The organism is Devosia sp. 63-57, assembly GCF_001899045.1.
Classification (GTDB): Bacteria; Pseudomonadota; Alphaproteobacteria; order Rhizobiales; family Devosiaceae; genus Devosia; species Devosia equisanguinis.
The window spans coordinates 2081627-2099906 of sequence record NZ_MKUY01000005.1 but is presented as its reverse complement, the minus strand read 5'-3'; the positions used below and the strand labels follow the sequence as shown (position 1 = coordinate 2099906).

13 protein-coding genes, 1 tRNA gene and 1 riboswitch are annotated in these 18280 nt (G+C 62.6%); of the genes, 8 read left to right on the top strand and 6 right to left on the bottom strand.

Annotated features, from left to right (window positions below; genetic code table 11):
- The first annotated feature begins 40 nt into the window (after positions 1–40).
- Positions 41–117: transfer RNA gene (locus BGO80_RS18330), tRNA-Pro, on the top strand.
- Positions 118–175: 58 nt separating this feature from the next.
- Positions 176–1156 (top strand): phosphotransferase enzyme family protein, encoded by a 981-nt coding sequence (locus BGO80_RS18325; protein ID WP_286722857.1) that lies wholly within the window; start codon positions 176–178, stop codon positions 1154–1156.
- A 78-nt stretch (positions 1157–1234) separates the two neighbouring features.
- Here BGO80_RS18325 and BGO80_RS18320 read toward each other — a convergent pair whose 3' ends face one another.
- The 3 genes from BGO80_RS18320 to BGO80_RS18310 all read right to left on the bottom strand — a co-directional run bounded on the left by BGO80_RS18320 (position 1235) and on the right by BGO80_RS18310 (position 5443).
- Positions 1235–2239: a DUF4214 domain-containing protein gene (locus tag BGO80_RS18320; protein WP_286722856.1), complete on the bottom strand. Its 1005-nt coding sequence runs from the start codon at positions 2237–2239 to the stop codon at positions 1235–1237.
- A 220-nt stretch (positions 2240–2459) separates the two neighbouring features.
- Entirely contained in the window at positions 2460–4544 is a 2085-nt protein-coding gene (locus BGO80_RS18315; protein WP_286722855.1) for a CHASE2 domain-containing protein, read from the bottom strand.
- A gap of 11 nt (positions 4545–4555) precedes the next feature.
- A complete protein-coding gene (locus BGO80_RS18310; RefSeq protein ID WP_223214266.1) occupies positions 4556–5443 on the bottom strand; it encodes a helix-turn-helix domain-containing protein in 888 nt (295 codons plus the stop codon).
- A gap of 130 nt (positions 5444–5573) precedes the next feature.
- Between BGO80_RS18310 and BGO80_RS18305 the strand changes: the two genes are divergently transcribed.
- The 5 genes from BGO80_RS18305 to BGO80_RS18285 all read left to right on the top strand — a co-directional run bounded on the left by BGO80_RS18305 (position 5574) and on the right by BGO80_RS18285 (position 11815).
- On the top strand, positions 5574–6848 hold the full coding sequence (locus BGO80_RS18305; RefSeq protein WP_223214267.1) for an ABC transporter substrate-binding protein: 1275 nt from the start codon (positions 5574–5576) through the stop codon (positions 6846–6848).
- A gap of 197 nt (positions 6849–7045) precedes the next feature.
- On the top strand, positions 7046–7876 hold the full coding sequence (locus tag BGO80_RS18300) for a carbohydrate ABC transporter permease (protein WP_126151718.1): 831 nt from the start codon (positions 7046–7048) through the stop codon (positions 7874–7876).
- Entirely contained in the window at positions 7873–8691 is an 819-nt protein-coding gene (locus BGO80_RS18295) for a carbohydrate ABC transporter permease (protein WP_126151669.1), read from the top strand. The genes BGO80_RS18300 and BGO80_RS18295 overlap by 4 nt, the downstream gene beginning before the upstream one ends.
- Before the next feature lie 12 nt (positions 8692–8703).
- Positions 8704–9783 (top strand): ABC transporter ATP-binding protein, encoded by a 1080-nt coding sequence (locus BGO80_RS18290; protein WP_286722854.1) that lies wholly within the window; start codon positions 8704–8706, stop codon positions 9781–9783.
- Between the two features lie 28 nt (positions 9784–9811).
- The gene (locus BGO80_RS18285; RefSeq protein ID WP_286722852.1) at positions 9812–11815 is read left to right on the top strand and encodes an aldo/keto reductase; all 2004 of its coding nucleotides are present in this window, start codon (positions 9812–9814) and stop codon (positions 11813–11815) included.
- Between the two features lie 75 nt (positions 11816–11890).
- Here BGO80_RS18285 and BGO80_RS18280 read toward each other — a convergent pair whose 3' ends face one another.
- The 3 genes from BGO80_RS18280 to BGO80_RS18270 all read right to left on the bottom strand — a co-directional run bounded on the left by BGO80_RS18280 (position 11891) and on the right by BGO80_RS18270 (position 16783).
- Complete coding sequence (locus tag BGO80_RS18280) at positions 11891–13189, bottom strand: diguanylate cyclase (RefSeq protein ID WP_286722851.1); 1299 nt, start codon at positions 13187–13189, stop codon at positions 11891–11893.
- A 112-nt stretch (positions 13190–13301) separates the two neighbouring features.
- Positions 13302–14720 carry an MFS transporter gene (locus BGO80_RS18275; RefSeq protein WP_286722850.1) on the bottom strand — a complete coding sequence of 473 codons (1419 nt, stop codon included), beginning with the start codon at positions 14718–14720 and terminating at the stop codon, positions 13302–13304.
- A gap of 440 nt (positions 14721–15160) precedes the next feature.
- Positions 15161–16783 carry an ABC-F family ATP-binding cassette domain-containing protein gene (locus BGO80_RS18270; protein WP_286722849.1) on the bottom strand — a complete coding sequence of 541 codons (1623 nt, stop codon included), beginning with the start codon at positions 16781–16783 and terminating at the stop codon, positions 15161–15163.
- Between the two features lie 249 nt (positions 16784–17032).
- A riboswitch (FMN riboswitch) is annotated at positions 17033–17182 on the top strand.
- Positions 17183–17281: 99 nt separating this feature from the next.
- Between BGO80_RS18270 and BGO80_RS18265 the strand changes: the two genes are divergently transcribed.
- Complete coding sequence (locus BGO80_RS18265; RefSeq protein ID WP_286722848.1) at positions 17282–18253, top strand: DMT family transporter; 972 nt, start codon at positions 17282–17284, stop codon at positions 18251–18253.
- Positions 18254–18280: the final 27 nt, after the last annotated feature.

Below are 18280 nucleotides of genomic sequence, written 5' to 3'. Positions count from 1 at the left end.
CCCATTTAGGGGCTTGCTTCAAAAGCCCCATTTGCCTAGTCGGGGCGTAGCGCAGCCTGGTAGCGCATTTGTCTGGGGGACAAAGGGTCGTCGGTTCAAATCCGGCCGCTCCGACCATTTCACCAAATCCGCCGCGCGCCTTGTCCCAGCCGGCATCGTATTGCCGGAACTGCTGATGACGCTGCGCAAAAGCGATCTGGCCGCCGCCATGTCCCTGTGGCCGCAATTGCAGGGCGCCACTGCGCGCCTGGTCAATCATTCCGAAAATCACACTTTCCGTTTCGATGCGCCCGGCCGGCCATCCTACATGCTGCGCGTGCATCGGCCGGACTACCAGAACGGCGACACGATCAGCAGTGAGCTGACCTGGATGGCGGCGCTGCGGCGCGACACCGCGCTGCCGATCCCCCTGCCCCTGGCGGGAGCCAATGGCCAATTGCTGCAGCGGTTCGAAACGCCGGATGGAGAGGGGCGCTTTGCGGTCCTGTTCGATCTCCTGCCGGGGAGCGAGCCAACGCCGGAACAGGACCTCGAGGGCCTGTTTCGTGTGCTCGGCGACTATGCGGCGCGCATGCACCTGCATGTCATGGATTGGCAGCGACCGGAGGGGTTTCAGCGTCAGGCCTGGACGGCCGAGAGCATTCTCGACGCGGACGGGCTCTGGGGTGACTGGCGCAAGGGGCCAGATGTGGACGCCACCCTTCGCGCCACTCTCGATTGTCTCGATGCCGCCTTGCGCGAGGACCTGGCCGCCTATGGCACCTCTGGGGACCGCTACGGCCTGGTTCATGCGGATATGCGGCTGGGCAATGTGCTGGTTGATGGCGAGCATGTCAGCCTGATCGATTTCGACGATTGCGGCTTCTGCTGGTTCACCTACGATTTTGCGGCGGCGATTTCGTTTCACGAAACGCATGCATCCGTGCCGGCACTGAAGGCGGCCTGGCTGGATGGGTATCGAGGGGTGCGGCCGCTCTCAGCCAGTGACATCGCCACGCTTGACACGATGATCCTGCTGCGGCGCATGGCGCTGCTCGCCTGGATCGGCTCCCACGCCGAAACCACACTGGCCCAGACCCACGCCCCCGGCTTCGCCAAAGGCACAGCCGATCTGGCGGAACGCTATCTGGCGGTGCGGCGGGCGGCGTGGGGCTGAGCGCCTATTACCTTGGACAAAATGAACGGGCCCGCATCATTGTGCGGGCCCGGCTCAATCTCAAAGCAGATCGTCTGATCAGACGTACCAGATACCGTCATGGATATGCGGATCGACATTGGCCTTGTTCTCATTGCTTTCGGAGAAGAAGGCGAGCAGGTCGGCACGGTTCGTCTGATTGGTGTTGAGCTTGTTGACCCAATAGTCAAAACCCTGCTGGTCCGAAACACGGCCGAGAGTGTTGACATAGAGCAGTTCCACGAAGCGCCCGTTGCTGACGGTGCTCTGATCTCCATAGACGCGCGCAAATTCCGGGGAGTGAATGAAACTATCGGAAATGGCATTGAGCCGGACGCCCTTGTCCATTTCCTTGATCCAGTAGCTCAGCCCTTCGGTGTCTGGCGTGCGGTGGAACGCTGCCTGATAGAGGCGGTAGGCCTGACCGGCATTGCCCGCGATATCGAAGGCCAAGATGCCATCGGAGAACTGCACGCGCTCGATCGAGACAGCGTTGACATTAATGCCCTCGGCATTGTTCCAGAACTGCCAGCCCTGACTGGTCTGCGCCTTGAAATAGCCGGAGGCGTGGCCCGGCAGGCTCAAAACATCAAAGCCGTTGCCGCCATCGACGAAGGAATTGCCGCGGCCGAGCGTGATGGTGTCGTTGCCGTTGCCAGCATAAATTTCGTCGTTGCCGCCACCGCCATAGATATAGTCGTTGCCGCTGCTTCCGATAAGCACGTCACGATACTGAGACCCGAAGATGGTGTCGTTGCCACTCAGCATGTTGGTGATGAGACCGGGCACATCGCCGGTGCGCGCGAAGCTGGCCACGGTGGTCATCGGCAGCTGCAGCTCGCTGATCTTGAAGGTCTGGATGCTACCGGCATACTGCGTATAGGATGTCAAAGTCCCGGCATAGATATTGCCGTTGCCGTCATACCTGAAGCCGTAGCCCTCGTAGACGTCGGTGCGGCCATTGGCGGTAATCGCGATCTGCGTGCTGTTCTGCAGATAGGTCTGCCCGGTCCATTTTGGCTGGTGCAGGAAATCTGTGCCAACCGATACGACGACTTTTGCCATAAGTACCTCCAACTACAAGCCTAATATGGCCACACGAGTACGGCGCCGTTATGGCATCGCGAGCCTGAACCGGGGATGAACGTGATGGAAAAGCAAAACGTTCCGGCATCGGGAACCATTTGCCGATTGTCGCGTTTATGAAGCGCATGCCCATGACATGACGCGAGAAAGCCTCCAGCACCTTCCCCCGGTGACGGAGGCTTTTTCTATGGGGATTTGCCTAGGTGCGCCGCGCAAAGTCGTCGAGGCGGTGGCGACATGCGGCGTAGAAGGAGACGAGGCGGCCGTCGACCTGCAGGGCCAGGCGCAGGCAGTCGTCCAGGGCTGGCGAGCCCGCGAGGCCATTGGCGAGATCGAGCAGCATGGCTTGATGCGCGGTTTTCAAGGCGATGAAAGCGGGGCTGTCGCGCAGCTCGGAGTCTCCGACAAGCAGCAGGATGGGTTCGCGGCCACTCATCCCCTTGAGAGTCACCGCGCCAGCATCGAGAAATGCCAGCTCCGGCGCCTGCTTGGCCGTTGCTTCCGTCACCAGGATTTCGTGGCCAACACGCTTGCACGCGCCCTCGATGCGGCTGGCGACATTGACCGTGTCGCCGATGCAGGAATAATCGAAGCGCTGTTCGAACCCCATATTGCCGACCAAAGCCGGGCCGGTGGCGATGCCGATACCAATGGCTATGGGCTCGCGACCGGCTTCCGCGTTCAGCGTCTCCAGTGCCGCGCGCATGGAAAGCGCCGCTCGACAGGCATGGAGCGCATGGCGATCGACATCGACCGGCGCGTTCCAGAAGGCCATGACCGCGTCGCCCATGAACTTGTCGATGGTCCCCAATTCCTTGACGATGGCAGCGCCGAGGGCGGCGAACAGGCGATTGAGAATGGCGACGAGTTCGGACGGGGGACTGCGCTCGGCCAAAGCGGAGAAATTGCGGACGTCGGAGAACATCACCGTCAATTCACGCACATCACCGCCCAGTTTGAGCAGATTGCCGTCGGCTTCGATGCGGGAAAGCAGCGAGGGCTCGACATAGTGAGCAAAGGCCCGTCGGATGCGTCGGCGATCGGCGTCGGTGACGGCAAAACGAAAGAAGGCCATGGCGGCGTATAGAACCAGCGCGCCGAACAGGGCGAAGCTGGGATCGATCAAGAGGCCCGGACCGGTGAAGGCCCACCAGCTGACACCCACCTGCCCCGCTGCGACCAGCAGCGACACTATCAGCCCGATGATCGGGCCGGTGACGATCACGGCCAGCACGATGGCGAGGCCGGAGAGGGCAAAGCTGACGATTTCGAGGCCGCCAACCCAGTCGGCCCGATCAAGGAAGCTGCCGCTGAGGATTTGTTCAAGCGCCTGCGCGTGGATGGAAACGCCCGGCACGGCCTCGCCAAGGGTGCTGGCGCGGATGTCGAGAAGGCCGCTGGCCGAGGTGCCGACCAGGACGATGTGGCCTGCAACCAGCGGCGCAAGGGTCTGATAGTCCTGGCCCAGCACGGATTCGGCCGGCAGGTACATCTCGGCCGGGAAGCGCCGATAGTAGAGCCACATGTCGCCGCTGGGGCCGGTGGGGACTGAAAAATCGCCGACGCGGACTGACTCCACCGCCGCGCCGTCCCCCGCGCCGCCGAGCACCACCAGCGTCGTTTCCCCCATGGCGACCCGCAGGGCCTCGATGCCCAAGGCTGGAAAAACTGCACTGTCCTTGCGCCAGAGTAGCGGCAGACGGCGGGCAATGCCGGCCTCGCCCTGGCCGAGGCTGGCAATGCCGAGCCCCGTTGCAGCATCTGCCAAAACAGCGAGCGGCTGCGCCGTACCGCCGAGTTCGGGCAGGCTCGCCAGGGTGTCGTCGCCGGTCATCGCCAGGCCCCCCTTGGGTACCAGCGTCGAGGGCCGGGCGCGAACGCTCTGCGACAGGCTGAGTATGGTGGGACCGCGGGCCAGCGCCTGGGCAAAACGGGCATCGTTGTCACCGCCCTGCCCCGCCATGGCGGACAAGCGATCGGGTTCGCTGAACAGCATGTCGAAGGCGATGGCTGCCGCGCCCAACTCGGTCAGTCGTTCGGCAAGTTCGGCCATGGTGTTGCGGGGCCAGGGCCATTGACCGATGGCGGCAAGGGAGTTTTCGTCAATGTCGATGATGCGGATGGGCAGGCCTGGCGGCGCTTCGCGCGGGCGCAATTGCTGGAGGGCATCGAAGCTGGTTTCGCGCGCCATCTGCACGGGATAGGGGTCGGCCGCGCGCAGCAGGGTGAGCGCGATGATGACGATGAGGCCGAAAACCAGCGCCGCCCAGCCCCTCTTGCCCATGCCCTGCCCGATCAGTTCACGCGCGCATCGGCGGCCGACTGGCTTTGGCTGGACAGGCGCGGGCGGCAGCGAACCTCACGGCGGAAATCGCTCGGCGACATGCCTGCCACCTTGCGAAACGACTTGTTGAAGGCGCTGAGCGAGCCGAAGCCGCTATCCATGGCCACCTGCAACACATTGGTGTCGTCCTGCATCAGTTGTGCCTGCGCATAGCTGAGGCGCATGAGGTTGACATAGTCGTTCAGCGTCATGCCGGTGGACTTCTTGAAGACGTTCATCGCGTATTTCGGATGCACGTCGGCAGCCACGGCGATGTCGATGGAGTCGATATCCTCGCGGAAATTCTCGGCGATGTATTCGCAGATGCGCACCACGACCGGCGAGGCGTGCTGGTCGAATTCGCCATTTTCGCGCACTTCCGTGGCCTCGGGCAGCAGGGCATAGGGCTCGAAGCGGATGCGCTCGATCCGCAGCAGCATTTCGTCGACCGCCACGCTGGCCTTCATGGCGTCGCCAGAGCGCGCATAGCTGTTCCAGCGGGCGAAATTGACCGGGTCCGAGGAATCGGTGGCATGGGTCAGAAGCGTCGCACCCTGCATCAACCGCGCCTGCATGGCCGAGGGCAGGCGCAGGCGGAAGAAATGCACCAGAGGCAGATGTCCGCCAGCATAGACCAGATCGTCGGAAGCATCATCCAGCCAGTGGGGCAGTCCGCCCCAGAACAGGGCGAGGTCGCCGGCCGCAAAGGTGACCTCGTGGCCACTCATCTTGTAATGGGCCCAGCCCTTGACGATGAAGTTGACCTCGACCTGCGCATGCCAGTGCGGCGCGCGCATCACCAATGGCGCAGCATGAAACAGCCGCAGTTCGCCGGGGAGGCCCTCGACGCCGTCGATCAAAGGCTCGTAATAAGTACGACTAATCTTACTTTCCGCCAAATCTGAATACCCATTGAGAGTGACGGCACCAACCTGACCGTTAGCTTAGGTAGCGCTCAGAGGAAGAGCAAACGAAAAGGGAGGAACTATGATGACCCGCATCACTTCGCGGTGGACGCGCACCTTTGCCACGATCATGACCGGCGCCAGCCTGCTCAGCGTTACCGCTGCGACGGCCCAGCAGCTCACTGTCTGGTGCTGGGACCCCAACTTCAATGGGGCCACGATGGAAGAGGCGTTCTCGCGCTACAAGGCCGCCCATCCCGACGCCACCATCGACATCCAGATCTTCGACAAGGCGGCGATGGAGCAGAAGCTGCAGGCCCAGCTCGCCTCCGGCACCACTGACGGTCTTCCCGACATCGTGCTGGTCGAAGACTATCGCGCGCAAAAATACCTCCTGTCCTTCCCCGGCGCGTTCGAACCGCTGACCGACAAGATCGATTACTCGGCCTTCGCCCCCTATAAGGTGGAAGTCTCGACCGTCGACGGCCAGACCTATTCCATGCCCTTCGACTCCGGCGTGACGGGCCTGTTCTATCGCTCCGACGCCCTGGCAGAAGCCGGCTATACTGCGGCCGACCTCGAAAACATCACCTGGGACCAGCTGATCGAGATCGGCAAGGCCGTGAAGGAAAAGACCGGCAAGATCCTGCTGCCGATCGACCCGAACGCTTCTGACCTGTTCCGCATCATGATGCAGTCGGCAGGCACCTGGTATTTCGATGCCAGCGGCAATGTGACCATCGCCGACAACCCGGCCTTCAAGAGCACCATCGAGACCTATCAGCGACTGCTGACCGCCGGCATCACCAAGCCGGTTGCCGGCTGGACCGAATATACCGGCAGCTTCACCTCCGGCGATACGCTGGCAACGCCCACCGGCGTGTGGATGACCGCCACGATCAAGGCCAATGCCGATCAGTCCGGCATGTGGGCCGTGGCGCCGGTGCCGCGCCTAGGCGACATCGAGTCTTCGGTCAATGCCTCCAATCTCGGCGGCTCGAGCTGGTACGTGCTCGCTTCGGCGCCCGAGAAGGAAACCGCGATCGACTTCCTCGCCACCGTCTGGGGCCAGGACGTGGACTTCTATCAGAAGATCCTGGTCAACCAGGGCGCGCTCGGCTCGCTGCTGGCCGCACGTGAAGGCGAAGCCTACAAGGCCACCGACGAATTCTTCGGCGGCGCCCCTGTGTGGCAGAACTTCTCCAACTGGCTGGCTGCGATCCCGCCGGTGAACTACGGCATCTTCACCGAAGAAGCCGACTCCGCCGTAGTCGCGCAGATTCCGGCCATCACCAGCGGCGGCAATGTCGATGAGATCATCGGCCAGATCGACGCCCAGGTTCGCCAGCAGACCCAGTAACACCGGAATCCGGAAGCGGTTCGCCGCTTCCGGCCTCCCCGAGGCCCTCGCCGTCATGGCGGGGGTCATCGATCAGGCGGCGGGCGCCGCAGGCTCGGGGCTCGGGGATGACAGGGATTTGGTCGGCAAGGGAGGACCACGGCGTGGCGCAATCGCATCTGGCGCGCAACGAGCGGATCAATGGCTGGGCTTTCGTCATGCCCGCGCTGATCCTCATCGGCATTTTCATGATCTACCCGATCATCTGGTCGCTCTGGATGAGCTTCCAGGTCGGGCGCGGCATGCAGTTCAGTTTCGGCGGGCTGACCAATATCATCCGGCTGACCCAAGACCCGATCTTCATCCGGGCGCTCACCAATACACTGATCTTCCTGGCTATCCAGGTGCCGGTCATGCTGATCCTGGCACTCTTGTTTGCCAGCGCGCTCAACGATCCGCGCCTATGGGGCCGCAGCTTCTTTCGCACCGCCATCTTCCTGCCCTGCGTCACCTCGCTCGTGGCCTATTCGGTGACCTTCAAGGCGATGTTCGCCGCCGACGGCATTATCAACCAGATGCTGATGGGGCTGCACATCATCGGCTCGCCCATTCCGTGGCTGGCCGATCCATTCTGGGCCAAGGTCGTGGTCATCTCGGCCATCACCTGGCGCTGGACTGGCTACAACATGATCTTCTACCTGGCCGCCATGCAGAATATCGACCGCTCGATCTATGAAGCGGCCAAGATCGACGGCGTGCCTGCCTGGGCACGCTTCTGGTACATCACCGTGCCGATGCTGAAGCCGGTGATCCTGTTCACCGCCGTCATCTCGACGATCGGCACGCTGCAGCTGTTCGACGAGCCGAACCTGCTGACCCAGGGCGGGCCTTCGGACTCCACGCTGACGCTGTCGATGTATATCTACAATCTCAGCTTCAAGTTCATGCCCAGCTTCGGCTATGCCGCCACGGTGTCCTATGTCATCGTGATCCTGGTGGCCATCCTGAGCTTCTTCCAGTTTCTCGCTGCCAGGGATCGCCGCGCATGAGCAATCCCCTCGCCCTTATCGGACGTGGCGCCACCTATGTGGCGCTCAGTCTCGCGGCCTTCGTGTCGGTGTTTCCGTTCTTCTGGATGGTGGTTGGCTCGACCAATACCAATGCCGACCTCATTCGCGGCAAATCCACTTTCGGTGATGCGCTATGGCGCAATATCGAGGTGTTCTTCACCTCGGCCGACATGCCGCGCGTGTTCTTCAACTCCTTCTTCATTGCCGGGGTGGGCACGCTGCTGACCCTGCTCATCTCGTCGCTGGCCGGTTACGGCTTCGAGATCTTCCGCACGCGGATGAAGGAGCGGGTGTTCGCAGTGCTGCTCCTGATGCTGTCGGTACCGTTCGCGGCTCTGATGATCCCGCTGTTCATCCTGATGGCCAATCTCAAGCTGATGAACACCTATCAGGCGATCATCCTGCCTTCGGTGGCGTCGATCTTCATCATTTTCTACTTCCGTCAGGCGACCAAGGCCTTTCCGCACGAATTGCGCGATGCCGCCCGCATTGACGGGCTGAAGGAATGGCAGATCTTCCTTTTCGTCTACATGCCGGTGATGCGCTCCACCTATGCGGCGGCAACCATCATCGTGTTCATGACGCACTGGAACAATTACCTGTGGCCGCTGATCGTGCTGCAGACCAACGACATGAAGACCCTGCCCCTGGTCGTCGCCACGCTCAGTCAGGGCTACACACCTGACTTCGCCGTCGTCATGGTCGGCTCGATTTTCGCCACCCTGCCCACTCTCATCATCTTCTTCCTGCTCCAGCGCCGCTTCGTCGAAGGCATGCTGGGCGCGGTTAAATAAGGTCTTCACCCCATGAGCAGTGTTCGTCTCAACAATGTCCGCAAGTCCTTCGGGGCGGTGAATGTCATCAAGGGTGTTGATCTCGACATCGGCGACAAGGAGTTCGTGGTGTTTGTCGGGCCCTCGGGCTGCGGCAAGTCCACCCTCTTGCGCATGATCGCCGGGCTCGAAACCATCAGTGGCGGCGATCTCGAGATCGGCGGCAAGCGCATGAACGATGTCGATCCGTCGCAGCGCGGCATCGCCATGGTGTTCCAGACCTATGCGCTTTACCCGCATATGACGGTGCGCGAAAATATGGGCTTTGCCCTGCGCTTCGCCAAGGTTCCGAAGGACGAGATCGCCCGGCTGGTCGACGACGCAGCGCGCATCCTGGCGCTGGGACCGCTGCTCGACCGCTATCCCAAGGAGCTCTCGGGTGGCCAGCGCCAGCGCGTTGCCATCGGTCGCGCCATCGTGCGCAATCCCGAAGTGTTCCTGTTCGACGAGCCGCTGTCCAATCTCGACGCCGAATTGCGCGTGCATATGCGCATCGAAATCGCCCGGCTGCACAAGGAATTGCAGACCACCATCATCTATGTGACCCACGACCAGGTGGAGGCCATGACGCTGGCCGACAAGATCGTGGTGCTGCGCGATGGGCTGGTGGAACAGACCGGGCGGCCGCTGGACCTCTATGACGACCCGGCCAACCAGTTCGTCGCCGGTTTCATCGGCTCGCCGAAGATGAACTTCATCCCGGCAAGCGTGGTGGCAAAGTCGGCTGATGGTGTCACCCTGGCGCTGCCGCAGCAGGGCAATGTGCGCCTGACCCTGCCGATCACCTCAGCCGAAATGGGCGAAGCGGTGACGCTGGGCGTGCGCCCCGAACACTTCGCGGCCGCCGGCATGGGCGGCGTCGACATCACCGTGGATGTCGACGTGGCCGAGCATCTGGGCACAACCTCTTATGTCTATGCCCGCACCGACGGCGATCCGCTGATCATCGAGCGCGAGGAGTCGCGTCACGAAACCAGCGCCGAGCGCATCACCGTCTCCATCGATCCCGCCAGGGCCTATCTGTTCGACAAACAGGGCCAGCGGCTCCGCTAGAATTTCTCAATTTCGTAGGACTATCAAAATGACGTCGAAAATCCGCTGGGGCATTATCGGTCCGGGCAGCATCGCCAAGGCCTTCCGCGACGGCGTGGCACAGGCCGAACATGGCGAATTGAACGCCATCGCCACCCGCAATCCCGGCAAGCCGGGCCTTGCCGAGGAATTTCCCGGCGCGCGCATCGTGCATGGCTATGACGCGCTGCTGGCCGACAAGGACGTGGACGCGGTCTATATCGCGGTGCCGCATACCGGCCACGCAGAATGGGCGATCAAGGCTGCGGAAGCGGGAAAGCATGTGCTGGTGGAAAAGCCGCTGGCACTGTCGGCACATGAGGCCGACGCGGTGTTCCATGCCCATCGCAAGGCTGGCACCTTTGCCGGTGAAGCCTTCATGTATCGCCTGCATCCGCAGACCGCGAAGATTATCGAACTGGTGAAATCCGGCGTGATCGGCGAAGTGCGGATGATCCAGTCCAGCTTTGGCTTCAACATGGGCAAGTTCCAACCGCAGCATCGCCTGTTCGCCTCGGAACTGGCCGGGGGCGGCATCATGGATGTGGGCTGCTATCCCGTTTCAATGGCGCGCCTGCTGGTGGGGGCAGCTACGGGCAAGCCCTTTGCCGATCCGGTCAAGGTCGCCGGCACGGCCCATCTCAATGCCGAGGGCACCGACGATTTCGCAGCTGCGCTGTTGAGCTTCGGCAATGGCGTGGTCGCACAGGTGTCCTGCGCCGTCATGGCCAATCTTGACAATGTGCTGCGCATCCATGGCTCTGAAGGCCGGATCGAGGTGCCGGACTTCTGGTTCGCTGGCGGCAATCGCGACCAGGGCCTGGGCAAGATCGAGGTGATCAAGGGCGGCAAGACCGAGGTGATCAGCGTCAATGAAAGCGCCCATGTCTATTCGTTCGAGGCGGAAGCAGCGTCGCAGGCCATCCTCGCCGGCAAGCAGGAATTCGACGCGCCGGGCATGAGCTGGAATGACACGCTGGGCAATCTGCGCGTGCTCGACAAGTGGCGCAGCGACGCCGGTATCGAGTTCTCCGTCGAGAAGTCCAGCGTGCGCACCAAGACCCTGGACAATCGCAGCCTCGGCCCCAACAAGGGTGTCATCCCCAAGCGCTCGATCCCTGGCCTCGACAAGCCAGCCTCGGCCGTAGCGATGGGCTTTGAAGATTTCCGCACCTTCTCATCTGGCGCCATCCTGCTCGACGCCTTCTGGGAACGTGGTGGCAATATCTTCGACACCGCCTATATCTATGCCGGCGGTTATACCGAAAAGCTGTTCGGCGAATGGCAGAAGAGCCGTGGCGTGCGCGAAGAGGCCGTGGTGATCGGCAAGGGGGCGCATTCGCCGCTGGTCTATCCCGACGTGATCGCCAAGCAGCTGACGCAGTCGCTGGACCGGCTTCAGACCGAATATGTCGACGTCTATTTCATGCACCGCGACAATACCGACGTGCCGGTGGGCGAATTCGTCGATGCCATGGATGCCGAGGTCAAGGCGGGGCGCATTCGCGGGCCTTATGGCGGGTCGAACTGGACCAAGGAGCGCATGAGCGAGGCCATTGCCTATGCCAAGGCCAATGGCAAGACGCCGCCGCAAGCGCTGTCCAACAACTTCGCTTTGGCCGAAATGCTGGACCCGATCTGGGGCGGGTGCGTTACCGCCTCCACCCCTGATTTCAAGCAGTGGCTGATCGATAGCCAGGTGACCAATTTCTCCTGGTCGAGCCAGGCCCGGGGCTTCTTCACCGACCTCGCCGGTCGCGACAAGCGGGACAATGAGGAACTGGTGCGGGTCTGGTACAATGAGCAGAATTTCGGTCGTCGCGACCGGGCCATCGAACTGGCACAGAAGCTCGGCCAGTCGCCGATCCATGTGGCGCTGGCCTATGTGCTGGCCCAGCCCTTCCCCAGCGTGCCGCTGATCGGGCCGCGTCGCCTGGTGGAGCTCGAGGACAGCCTCAAGGCGTTCGATATCCAGCTCACGCCCGAACAGGTGAAATGGCTCGAACAGGGCTGACAAAAACAAGCGCCGCCCCAAGGGGCGGCGTTTTTATTTGCGCGGTCGCGCGGCGGAGCTGATGGTTGCCGGAGATCAGCTGGCGCTGCCATAAACAACGCGGTTGCGACCACAGGACTTGGCGCGATAGAGAGCCGCGTCGGCAGCTTCGACGATTTCGGCGGGGTTTGCACCATCGGCGAGGCTGGCAAGGCCGAGGCTGATGGTGATGGCGATATCCTGGTCGCGATAGGCGATGGGTTGGGCGGCAACGGCCTCGCGAATGCGGTTGGCGAGATCGATCGCCATTTCCGGTTCGGTCTGGGAGAGGATGATGGCGAATTCCTCGCCGCCAATGCGATAGAGCTGATCGGACGTGCGCAGGGATTTGCGCACGGTATTGGCAAAGGCGCGCAAGACTGCGTCGCCAGCGGCATGACCATGGGTGTCGTTGATCTGCTTGAAATGGTCGATATCGAGCGTTACGAGCGTGGCCGAACCCGATCCGCGCAGATATGATGCATGGGCGCGGGCCAGAGCCTCGTCGAAGGCGCGGCGGTTATGCAGCTGGGTCAATTCATCGACGCGCGCCAGATCGGCCAGCGCCGTCTCCGAGGCCTCGATCCGCGCAATCATGCGGTTGAACTCCTGCGCCACCCGGCTCAGTTCGGGCGGCACGCTGATATCGATGCGATGATGACGGTCGCCACTGGCGAAGCGGGCCGCGCCATCGACCAGCCTGTCGACGCTGCGCGACATGATCAGGCCCACCAGCGCCACGCCGCCAATCATGGCCAGGAGCGAGAGCCCCAGGGAGACGGCGAAGATGATCGTGGCACTCTCGCTCCATCCAACCGCATTGTCGTAGTCGGCCTGAACCGCGCCGGCGATCACAGCATAGGCCTGGCCCAGGCGGTCGGATACCGCGGCGATGTGGCCATGGAACAGGCGCGCCTTGCGCTCGGCCTCAGGATCGTCGGCCGCCACCGTTTCGGCAGTGAGCTCGGTGGCATGAGTGTCTGCGGTCGCCCAGCTTTCCGTGGCATTGTCGAGATGGATAAGGGCCTGCGGATCATTGGAAAACTGCGCGCGCACCTGTGCAAAGCCGGTCTCGATGCGGCCGCGCAATTCGCGATAGAGCAAGGGGCGCTGTGAGCCGCCCTCATTGATGTGCTCATCGATCGGCACCAGCGTATCCCAGACCAAGATACGCAGATCCTGCAGGGGACCGAGTTCGGTCCTCTGCCGTTCCGACACGTCATGGAAAGCAGCGATCACGCCGCGGTTGAGCACCACATAACCAAATATGGCCGAGAAGGTGAGCGGCGCCACGGCGAGGATCATGCCCAAGGCGACCCAGAAGCGCAGCGACCGCGTCTTGAAGAGCTTGAGCATGGGAATATCTCGCTGAACTATGAGCTTCCCATGGATGGGTCGGTCTCAGACAAAGGAACGCCGCGACCCTATTTTCGGTGGGTTAACAACACCCAAAACCAACGTATCGCATTTAACCCTCGGCGAAGGTGTTCACAGGTGTTTTCTTTGCCAGGGCCACCATGCGCAAGGCTGCAAAAAATGCCAGGACTGCGAACAAGGCGGCCATGACGAAGAGCGGAACGATAGAGCTCAGTACCTCGGTTTTTTCCACAGCCAAAGGGTAGCCGGCCGCATTGGCGGCCACACCGGCCAGTGCCGCCCCGAGGGCATTGCCCGCTGACTGGGTGGTCGGCAACAGGGCCGAGGTCCGATCGCGCTCGGCCTCGGTGCTGGCCTCCATGATGGTGAGCATGGTGTAGCCGTTGCAGGTGCCAAAACCCATGCCGATCAGAACTTGTCCGACCAGCAGGACCGGCAACTGCGTGGCTTCGAGCCCGATCAGCACCAAGACGAGGCCGGCGGCCAGCAGCAGCGGGCCAGTCCGGATCAGAATGCGACGGGTGGAGCGCTGGCGCACATTGGCCACCGTCACCGAGGAAAGGCTCCAGGCCACCGCCATCACGGCACCGGTGATGGCCGCCTGGGTGGGACCGTAGCCCCAGAGCTGCTGCAAGAGCATGATGAGATAGACGGCCGTGGCCGCACCCGCGACCGGCATCAACAGGAACATCCAGAGGCCGGAGCCGACAGCGGTGTTGAAGGAGAAGGCGTCGGGCGGCATCAGGCGGTGGTCGGCGCGCCGGTCCAGCCAGACGGCGGCCACCAGCAATACCGCAGCGCCCACAAGCGAAAGTGCCGCCTGCAGAGGAGCCGCCACGGCTGCCAGCGCCACCAGCATGGTCCCGGCACCAATGGTCAGGAGCCTGAGACCGGGGAAACCGTGGGCGTCTGGAGCCCGCTCGGCGCGCGGCACCACCATGAGCACCATCGTGACGAAGATCAGCACGAAGGGCACGTTGATGAGAAAGGCGGCGCGCCAGGAGATCAACTCCGTGAGGGCGCCAGCGCCTGCGGGGCCACCAAAGGCGGCCACGGCCCAGACCACCGCTTGCATGCCAAACACTTTTGGCACCAAACGGCTGGGGAAGAGTTCGGGGATGAGCGCGAAGCAGAGTGCGGCAACAACGCCCTCGCCCAGCCCCTGCACTGCGCGACCGACCAGCACCTGCGTCATGTCGGTGGCAATGGCGGCGATCAGCGTGCCGACGAGAAAGACCAGGGCGAGCCCAACAAGTGCCCCCCGCGACCCGAGCCGCCGCTTGAGCATGGCGGCAGCGGCGCCGCCGACAATGGCAAAGACCAGATAAAGGGTCGTAGCCCAGGAGATGACCTCGACGCCGCCCAGCTCGTGCACCGCGGACGGCAATGCTGCAGCCGAGAGGAAGGCATTGAAGGCAAAGAGCGTGACGCCCAGCGCCAGAATGGTGGTGACCGGCAGATAACGCGGTCCAAAAATCTCGGCCCACCGGCCCTCGACTGTCTCAGACATCTCGGCATTCCAATTAAACAAGATTTGTCTTGTTTAAACCTGTAAATGGCGGAAGGCAATCGGGGGATGCACAGAATTTGTGCAAGGGGGATATCACTCCGGTGTTGGCGGGGTTAGCGCCGATGGATTTGAGTGGGCTGCACACCCCCTCCCTGCCTCTCCCTAGAGAAGGGGGAGGAGCTGCTTCGCGTCGTGGGAGGCCAGCTGCGCTTGAAATGTTTTGGGATCTTTAGGTTTCGGCGCACGGGGCCACCGAGCGACGCTCCGCCCTCGGGCTTGATCCGAGGGCCTGTCGGCGGGCGCCTTGCGGCGCTGGTGATCGCGGAGATTGACCCTCGGGGCGAGCCCGAGGGCGGAACGGTGGGTGGGATACCGCGTGCCGACAGGCAGCACCGACTGGCGCCCCTCAGGCCCTTGAGTTCAACCGAAACATGAAAGGCCTAGCTCCGCAGACCCGGGGCTTCCTGGCCGGTGCTTTGCACATATTCGGTGTAGCCGCCGCCATAGGTGTGGACGCCATCGGGGGTCAGTTCCAGCACGCGGTTGGAGAGGGCGGCGAGGAAATGGCGGTCGTGGCTGACGAAGAGCATGGTGCCCTCGAAGGCCGAAAGCGCCTCGATCAGCATCTGCTTGGTCTGGATATCGAGGTGGTTGGTGGGCTCGTCCAGCACCAGGAAATTTGGCGGATCGAAAAGAATCAGCGCCATGGCAAGACGCGCCTTTTCACCGCCGGAGAGCACGCGGCACTTCTTTTCGATATCGTCGCCCGAGAAGCCGAAGCAGCCGGCCAGCGCCCGCAGCGGCGCCTGCCCTGCCTGGGGGAAGGCCGATTCCAGCGCCTGAAACACAGTGTCGTCGCCATCGATCACGTCCATGGCGTGCTGGGCGAAATAGCCCATCTTGACGCTCGGCCCGCGGCTTACCGTGCCGGCATCGGGCTCCGACGTGCCGGCCACCAGCTTGAGCAGGGTCGACTTGCCGGCACCGTTGACGCCGAGAATGCACCAGCGCTCGCGCCGCCGGACGTGGAAATCGAGCCCGTCATAAATGGTTCGGCTGCCATAGGCCTTGTCGACGCCCTTCACCAGGACGATGTCTTCACCCGAACGGGGCGCAGGGCGGAACTCGAAGGCGACGGTCTGCCGGCGCTTGGGCGGCTCCACCCGGTCGATCTTGTCGAGCTTCTTCACCCGGCTCTGCACCTGGGCGGCGTGGCTGGCGCGAGCCTTGAAGCGCTCGATGAAGGCGATTTCCTTGGCCAGCATAGCCTGCTGCCGCTCGAACTGGGCCTGCTGGTTACGGTCGGTGATCTCGCGCTGGCCCTGATAGAAGTCGTAGTCGCCGGTATAGCTGGTGAGATTGCCGGCATCGATCTCGATGATCTTGTTGACGATGCGGTTCATGAACTCGCGATCGTGCGAGGTCATCAGCAGCGCGCCGGAATAGGACTTGAGAAAGCTCTCGAGCCAGATGAGGCTTTCGAGGTCGAGATGGTTGCTCGGTTCGTCGAGCAGCAGCACATCGGGCTTCATCAGCAGGATGCGGGCCAGCGCCACGCGCATTTTCCAGCCACCCGAGAGCGCGCCGACATCACCGTCCATCATCTCCTGGCTGAAGCCCAGGCCGGCCAGCACTTCGCGCGCCCGACCATCCAGCGAATAGCCGTCGAGCTCCTGAAAGCGCCCCTGCACCTCGCCGTAGCGGGTGATGATCTCGTCCATCTCGTCGGCGCGGTCCGGATCGGCCATGGCCGCCTCGAGTTCTGCCATTTCGGCCATCAACTCGCTGACCGGGCCAGCGCCATTCATCACCTCGGCCACCACCGGCTTGCCGGACATGTCGCCGACATCCTGACTGAAATAGCCAATGGAGGTGCCGCGATCGATGGAGACCTGGCCCTCATCGGGTTGTTCCTCGCCGGTGATCATGCGGAAGAGCGTGGTCTTGCCGGCGCCGTTGGGACCGACCAGACCGACCTTTTCGCCCCGCATCAGCGTGGCTGAGGCCTCGATGAAGACAATCTGCTTGCCGTTCTGCTTGCCGATACTCTCGAGGCGGATCATGCGCGAAAACCTGGATATGCACGCAAGATCGCGCGCCGAAAAACCTGGGCCGCTCTTAAACACCCCAAGGCACCAGACGCAAGGCGGAACGGTTTTTTGATCGTGTTACGGCCATGCCATGAGCGAAACGAACCGGCGGTTTTGCGAACAGATTTTCTACATCGTTCGCGAAAGCCGCACAGTTACACCTATGTGCTTACTTGCCGCAGGCCGCGCCCTGCCCTAATTATTCTCGTGCAGGTTCGCCTGCATTGTTCTCAGGGCGGGGCGAAATTCCCCACCGGCGGTAAGGCAGCAATGCCAAGCCCGCGAGCGCCTTTGGACCGTTTGGTCCCTGGGGTCAGCAGATCCGGTGTGACTCCGGAGCCGACGGTATAGTCCGGATGAAAGAGAACGGGACCAAGCGCCTTGCCGGGCGCGCGTGGCCTATTGGGCCGCGCTGTTCCGGCCTGTCGTCTCCCGTAACCCTGAGGAAACTGGTTACGGAAAGGACGACGAATGAACCAGATTTCCTCTTCCCGCAACGCCGCCACCACGGGCGCGCTGTTCATGTTGGCCGCAAGCCTGGTGTTTGCCGGCTCCAACACATTGCAATCCATCCTGCCCACCCCGGTCGAGTATGGCGGGATCGGCATGAGTTCGACTGGCATGGCCTTCTGGCAATATCTCATTGCCTCTATCCTGGCGCTGCCGTTGATCCTGCGCATCGGTCTCCACAATCTGCGCACGGCGCATCCGATCGCCCACGAAATCCGGGCTTTTGTATCGGCGCTGGGCGTGCATGTGTTCGTTTATGGTTACGCGTCCGGCGTGCCGATCTGGCAGATGGTGACGCTACTGGCCACCGGTCCGCTGTTCATCATCATCGGCTCGGTCCTGCTGCTGGGCGAGAAAGTGTCGCTGGCCCGGATGGTCGCCGCCATGCTGGGATTTGCCGGTGCGATCATCATCTCCGGCGTGGGGACGGAAGGGATCGGCCTGCAGGCGCTGATCCCGATTACCGCCGCTGCGCTCTGGGCCGCAACAGACGTGTTGACCAAGCACCTGACCCGCAAGGGCGAGCGCCCGGAAACGCTGACTATTTCGCTGTTGGTACTGATGACGCCCAATCACCTCGCGATTCTGCTGGCGGCAAATGCCTTTGCGGGCGTGCTGCCCGTTGGCATGGCGCCGGGCTTCCCCTTTGCCCTGCCGGGTGGCAATGGCCTCGTGCTGCTGCTCCTGCTCGGCGCATTGACGGCAGCGGCGCAATATCTGCTCGCCTTCGCCTATCGCAATGCCGACGCTACCTATCTGCAGCCCTTTGCCGATGTTAAGGTTTTGCTGGGCGGGTTGCTCGGATGGATCGCTCTCGGCCAGGTGCCCTCGGCCTGGTTCTGGCCCGGTGCCCTGCTGATCGTTGCCGCATCGGCGCTGATCTATTGGGCCGAACGTGACAATGGGCCCAAGGCGAGCCTGGCGGCCGCCTGATCGGCTCCCTCCAGTATTCGCCACGTT

What these genes read in the sequence shown, in the direction of transcription:
- BGO80_RS18265 (WP_286722848.1), top strand. Translation starts at nt 17,282, where the DNA reads ATGAACCAGATTTCCTCTTCCCGCAACGCCGCCACCACGGGCGCGCTG.
- BGO80_RS18280 (WP_286722851.1), bottom strand. Translation starts at nt 13,189, where the DNA reads ATGCTCAAGCTCTTCAAGACGCGGTCGCTGCGCTTCTGGGTCGCCTTG.
- BGO80_RS18320 (WP_286722856.1), bottom strand. Translation starts at nt 2,239, where the DNA reads ATGGCAAAAGTCGTCGTATCGGTTGGCACAGATTTCCTGCACCAGCCA.
- BGO80_RS18270 (WP_286722849.1), bottom strand. Translation starts at nt 16,783, where the DNA reads ATGATCCGCCTCGAGAGTATCGGCAAGCAGAACGGCAAGCAGATTGTC.
- BGO80_RS18295 (WP_126151669.1), top strand. Translation starts at nt 7,873, where the DNA reads ATGAGCAATCCCCTCGCCCTTATCGGACGTGGCGCCACCTATGTGGCG.
- BGO80_RS18290 (WP_286722854.1), top strand. Translation starts at nt 8,704, where the DNA reads ATGAGCAGTGTTCGTCTCAACAATGTCCGCAAGTCCTTCGGGGCGGTG.
- BGO80_RS18275 (WP_286722850.1), bottom strand. Translation starts at nt 14,720, where the DNA reads ATGTCTGAGACAGTCGAGGGCCGGTGGGCCGAGATTTTTGGACCGCGT.
- BGO80_RS18300 (WP_126151718.1), top strand. Translation starts at nt 7,046, where the DNA reads ATGCCCGCGCTGATCCTCATCGGCATTTTCATGATCTACCCGATCATC.
- BGO80_RS18315 (WP_286722855.1), bottom strand. Translation starts at nt 4,544, where the DNA reads ATGGGCAAGAGGGGCTGGGCGGCGCTGGTTTTCGGCCTCATCGTCATC.
- BGO80_RS18325 (WP_286722857.1), top strand. Translation starts at nt 176, where the DNA reads ATGACGCTGCGCAAAAGCGATCTGGCCGCCGCCATGTCCCTGTGGCCG.
- BGO80_RS18285 (WP_286722852.1), top strand. Translation starts at nt 9,812, where the DNA reads ATGACGTCGAAAATCCGCTGGGGCATTATCGGTCCGGGCAGCATCGCC.
- BGO80_RS18305 (WP_223214267.1), top strand. Translation starts at nt 5,574, where the DNA reads ATGACCCGCATCACTTCGCGGTGGACGCGCACCTTTGCCACGATCATG.